Genomic DNA, 5,566 nt, shown 5'->3' on the forward strand with positions numbered 1-5,566 from the left:
AGAGAATGGGCGGCATTAAAAGTTAAACGCGCATGGCGAGGCTTGAGATTGATTAGTTCAAAATCCTTTTTTGAGCGGCCGTGCGCTGCACCTTTCTTGTTTCTTAACTTTATAGTACCGCGCACAATTTGATACAGACCGGATGCGATCATTTTTAAGTCATTTTCATCTAGATCTTGATTTTTTAAGTTTTCTTGCTTCATATCTTCGGGATGGATCTTAGCTTTCTTAACGACTTCTTCCCATAAAGCGGGCAGATTATTACGGGCGTTTTCTGCATATGGGATAGAATGGTGGTCGAGATAAGCTTTGCAAGAGGCTTCCAACAGATTTGCTGCAAATAGAACTGCCTCCCTTGGATCTTTTTCTATATTTTCTAATGCTCTATTTATTTCGATTTCTACTGCTGAAAGTTCTTTCTCTGCAATAAGTTTTTTTAGCTCTCCCATCGAGAGGAGACCAGCTTTTTGCAATTCTTGTGTGGAGGTCAACTCCTTCTTGATAAGATGCCCTCCACGCTGATATTCTAATCCATCTTTCTTTAACGTTTCTAAAACTTTACGTTGATCTGTTTTAAGCTGTTGTAGCATTTGATCTTCTGGTATGTCTTGAAATATGAATCCGACTAACTTATGAAACTCGCTGTCCAAAAAATCACCAAGCAGGGGACCAAGGACTTCAAGCGGTTCATTGCATTTTACATTGATTGTGTCTAGTCGTTTCTTAATCGTGACTTCTTTATCATCACTTAGGTACTCATGAGGAGCAGATGGTGTATAAAAGAATAAGGCATCCAAATTCTCTGGCCAATAGTACTTTGGTAATATTTGAGAGAGTGCCCTAATTGTTGCAGGAGGGATTTTGTTTTTCTGAGATATTGTTTGCGGAGACGATAGTTGCATTTTGTATCTTTGTAATATCAAAAAGTGCTATGTTGAGTGGTTTTTAGAGTATGATTTTATTGTCTGACCTTGCTTAGAAAGTCGCGCAACAATTTTGTGGCTTATATAAGATTTGTGAAAGAGAAATGCCATATTGTGTTTTAATTTTTTTCTCCTTTCATTGTTATAACAGTGAAGCAGTGAAGGGGGTGAATAATGCGTGATAATTGGAAAAATATAGAATGAGAACAGAAGTATAATTTTGTATTATCGTAACTGCAATAACATTCTTTATTGGCAGATTGTTTATTAGAGAGAAGGAAGCAGGCAATGCGCATAATCCCTGAACGGAAGGTTTTGTGACAAGAATTTCAATAATGGCATGTTACTAAATGTTGTGTGTGTTCTTTGCTTGTCAGAAAAAGTAGATGTGGCTCTTTATTTGCATAACCGGTATAGAGTAATGAGTAATGCGGGAGGCTAGTTTAAAATCTCGTTTATTCCGTTAAAGCTTACGGTTTTCTATAAAAAGACTGTTTTCATTATATCCGCTGTGAAGCTCGCATACTTGGTAGATGGAAATATACGCGTTTATCGTGTCTGTAAGGGAGCTTGAAGCAATGAAGTTATGTGTAAAAGAGTTCTGAAAAGCTTCTTTTGTCCGTAAATTTTATAAGGAAAATCTAAAGGCAGGAAAATGTTAGAGAAATCTAAGAGTACGCTGTGAAAATCAAGAAACAGTCTTTTTAGAGATGGTTTGCTGTCTGTCATTGTGCATCATGATTTTCAATGTTTTTAAAATTTCCCTCTCAATGAGAGAGGGCTTTTTTATTAAAGTGGGGGAGATTTCTTATAACAGTTAACAATGAAATGGAGAGAAGATGCTGCTTTACCAGCTGTTTTTGTCTCTTCAGTTTCATTTGGACCTATTGCTGTTATGAAAGCATAGTGATTCAATGACTTTGAAAAGGGGTGAATAACATTATCAAGTTTGTAATACAGTGCGATTTTTCACATCGCGGTGTGTGGTAAAAGATGATTAGCATTTATAGGGGCGTGCGCGGGGGCGGGTTCTATATTCTATGCTGGTGCGGTAGGGCGTCTGTTAGCGCATTTATGGGACTATTCCGCATTGAAATGCGTGCTTAATTTCGTGGATCTTTGCAAAGGTCTGATCAGAAAATCCCATATTTCAAGAGGTTTTTAGAGGGATCTAAAAGCACAGAGGTATCATAAAATTACAAACACCGTACGTTACTGGAGGTGATCAATTTTAGAGCTTAAGGAGCTTATCGGTTTAGTGTTCTTTCATAAAAATGATGAAGGCTGTGGTCAAGGTCTCAGTGTGTTGGTTTCTCGAAAAGTGGTAAATGCTGTATGATTTTATATGCCATTGCCAATGTTATGGATAGGGTGTTCAAATAAAGCATATCATAAATCGGAATTCTTCTCTTTACGCGATAAGAGGAGGGCTAGGCAAAACAGTAAAAATGCAGCGATAGAGAATATGAAGAATACGATATATGTTTGGTTTAAGGACAGGTATTCTTCTGTCAGCGAATGGATCAAAAAGCCAGCGAATATACCCCCTAAGGCACCACCTATTTGCTGTAATATGCGTGTGATAACGGCTGTATCTTTGACGTATAAACTGTTGACATATTGGATGGGGGCGGAAAGGCAGACAATGGTGGCGATGCCAAGTCCTATGCCTCTTAGCAAGAATCCAAGTCCATCCATGCTTATATTATAGCCGAAGCATAATAACCCAAAGCTTGATATCACTAAACCAATTCCTATCATGAAAAAGGGAGATTTTTCTTTCCATTTTTGGTAAATAAATTTCCTTCCGATCCATGCTCCTACCCCTTGCAGAGCAAGGAGGGCACCGATGATGAGAAGGCTATTTTCATGGGCTTGTTCCATGGCAATGGCTAGTGGGAAATAAACGAGGAAGCTATAAAAAAGAAATGAAGCAACAAGCCCCATGATCATGAGTAATGTATAGCGCGCATTTTGAAATCCGCTAAAGACGATTAATTTGTTTTTTGCTTTCTGATTAGAAACAATGAATAATATGAGAGATATCACCGCTATAAGTGCTAGGATATATAAGTGGTTTTTGTTATTGATGTTTCTGGCTTCTGTGAGGTAAAAAAACGAAAGAAGCGATATGGAAAACGCTAAAAATGCAAATAAGTTAAATTTTGTTTTTGTTGTTTCGTTGTTCTTTAAATGTTTTGCTCCAAGGGTGAGTGCCAATAAAATAAGCGGAATATTAATAAAAAATAACAAACGCCAAGAGACATACTGAGCAAGTGAGGCGCCCACCAGCGGACCAAAGGCAGGGGCGAAAACTGTTGGTACGGCTATGGTGCCCATGGCTTGGCGCACTCGTGTCTGTCCAAATTGTAAGGCAATGATGGTTTGGCTAAGGGGTAGCAAAAGACCGGTCCCAAAACCTTGAACGATACGGGCAGATATAATGGTTGGAAAATCATAGCTTATTCCTACCCCCAGTGATCCAAGCATAAAAATGAAGCTTGCAAGAAACCAAGTGCTTTTGATACCTATTCTTCCTTGCACAAAAGCGGCCATTAGCAGCCCTGGAACGGTGGCGAGAAAATAGGATGTTACAACCCATTGTATATTATTTTCTCCGACTGAAAAATAATGCGCAAGGTTAGGAAGGATGACATTGACAATGCTCCCGTCCAGCAGAGGAAGTATGCTGGAAATAATGACGGTATATATGACATACCTTTCTGTTTTTGTATAGGAATCTACCTTTTGCATGATCATGCTCCCTACAGATGTTCTTTAAAACATTGGTTGCGCCCCATTCACAGACTTTTAAAAATTAACACGTGTTTGTGATGTCTGCGGTTTTGATATTGGAATGAATGTGATTGGAAGTGCTGATGGTCCCCAAATGCTTCTCTTGTGTACAAACCCCTCTTCCTCCAAAATGAAGCCATCAGTTAAGCTGATTTTGATGAGTTTATCGAGGAGTCTGTTTTCTGTCAATTCACTTTGCATGAGAGCAAAAGCAGAACCTACACGAGACGTGCATGCCTGCTCCATTTGCATTTATTATTTAACATGGAAAATGTGAAAATCTTTATAAATCAAATTATTGACTTAAAAATCCAATGTTTGTTTATATATCATTTTTTATGCTTAAATGATTGTTTGGGTGTCAAATGTATTCTCAATAGTTTATAATTTTCTTTTCTTAAATGTGCAGCCCTTTCTGGAAAATATTCGACAATCTCTTGATTGTTTAATAAAAATTAAAATCGGTTATAAGGAAGGGCTTGTAAATTATAGAGTAGGAAAAAGGTGCATTTTATAAACAACAGGGGAGGGTTGTTTCCATAGCCCAAACATTTTTTCAAGTTGTTATGGTATCTTTTTGAAGTGCTTGATCGATAAAAGTTTCATAATTATCAGAAACAATATATTGGGTATTTTCTCCCAAAGCTTTGAAATGTTCATGACCGCAATGGATTTTTGCTTTTTCCAGATCGCGCAACATGTCTTCGAAAATACTTCCTTTGCTTTCCACAACAAAATACAGTTTTTCTTGCCCATCTTGCTCAAATAATACAGCCCAATCGGGAGTATATGATCCAAGAGGTGTATCAATTTTAAACCATTTAGGCAATTGCGCATAAACTTTAATCTCATCGTTTTTTTCAAACGATTGTGCAAAACTAAACTCAATATCTGAATCATAAATAACATGATCATAAGGTGATCTATGGTTTTTTACATATTCTTTTATAAAACAATTTGCTTTTATATTTATTAAAATGCATTTTCTATTTTATTTTTTCGTATAATTAGCCAATGAAGCTTTTGCTCTAATGTCGCAATTTGTAAAAAAACTATTTGGTCATTCAATATGAAACTTTTTATGTCGGTTTCTTGTATTGAAAGCAATGGTACGATTTTTGATATCTGATAAAAATATTTACAAAAGAATTAATAACGCATGATTATAGAATTTTGTCCTTTGTTTGAAGCATGTAAAGTTAAACCATTGTTTATTCATAGATTTTATGTTCATTATTTATTTGATACATTTAATCTAGAATGTAAATTGTGTTCGTATACTCAAACTAAAATACTGGTATTGAAGTGGTGAGAGTGTTGCTTTGTTGAGAATAGATAATTTGGTAGGTTGGCATTCCCTTTGTATCAGAGAATTCAACTTATTCTCTCATATTGTGTGTGGATGAAATGTTAACCGCATAATGCTCCCTCTTACATGAGATGTAAGATTGATATGTTTTCCACATTGAGAAAAGTTGTTGATCGTAGAGAAATATTTTTTTGCGAAATTCGTTTGGCTTAAATGGAAAAAATAGAGCAAGAGCCGCATATTTGTTATGCTGTAATGGCATATATATAATCGATGGAGTCAACACTTCATTTAAGAAGTTTTTTAAAGGAAAAACATAAAAAAATAGAATTATTGAAAAAAATCTTTTATTTTGAAGCTTGTTTCTCACGATTATAAAAGCTTCACGTGGATTTCAAAAATTCTTGTTGTGTTGAAAAGCATGAAAAATCAAGAAAATTTTGCAAAAAAGCTGCACTATGCGTGCAGCTTTTTATGTATTTGCTTTAAAGGTAGACGTTTTAAAGCATGAAAGTGTCCTTACGGCTTCTATAACCAT

At 36.0% G+C, this 5,566-nt stretch carries 4 protein-coding genes; all 4 read right to left on the bottom strand.

The annotated features are described in order from the left end of the window. A partial coding sequence (locus tag ACFIJZ_RS09080) for an abortive infection family protein (RefSeq protein WP_375631798.1) occupies positions 1–923 on the bottom strand: 923 nt, incomplete at its 3' end. 1,389 nt (positions 924–2,312) lie between these two features. Next, positions 2,313–3,677, bottom strand: coding sequence for an MFS transporter (locus ACFIJZ_RS09085; protein WP_375631800.1), 1,365 nt, complete (start codon positions 3,675–3,677; stop codon positions 2,313–2,315). Positions 3,678–3,734: 57 nt separating this feature from the next. After that, entirely contained in the window at positions 3,735–3,971 is a 237-nt protein-coding gene (locus ACFIJZ_RS09090) for a hypothetical protein (RefSeq protein WP_375631802.1), read from the bottom strand. 304 nt (positions 3,972–4,275) lie between these two features. After that, positions 4,276–4,698 (bottom strand): hypothetical protein, encoded by a 423-nt coding sequence (locus ACFIJZ_RS09095; RefSeq protein ID WP_375631804.1) that lies wholly within the window; start codon positions 4,696–4,698, stop codon positions 4,276–4,278. Between the last annotated feature and the right edge of the window lie 868 nt (positions 4,699–5,566).

Origin of the sequence: Bartonella sp. CL70QHWL (assembly GCF_042194855.1) — a bacterium.
Classification (GTDB): domain Bacteria; phylum Pseudomonadota; class Alphaproteobacteria; order Rhizobiales; family Rhizobiaceae; genus Bartonella.

Excerpts from the sequence above, each read along its gene's own strand:
- ACFIJZ_RS09085 (WP_375631800.1), bottom strand. The coding sequence starts at position 3,677 with ATGCAAAAGGTAGATTCCTATACAAAAACAGAAAGGTATGTCATATAT.
- ACFIJZ_RS09090 (WP_375631802.1), bottom strand. The coding sequence starts at position 3,971 with ATGCAAATGGAGCAGGCATGCACGTCTCGTGTAGGTTCTGCTTTTGCT.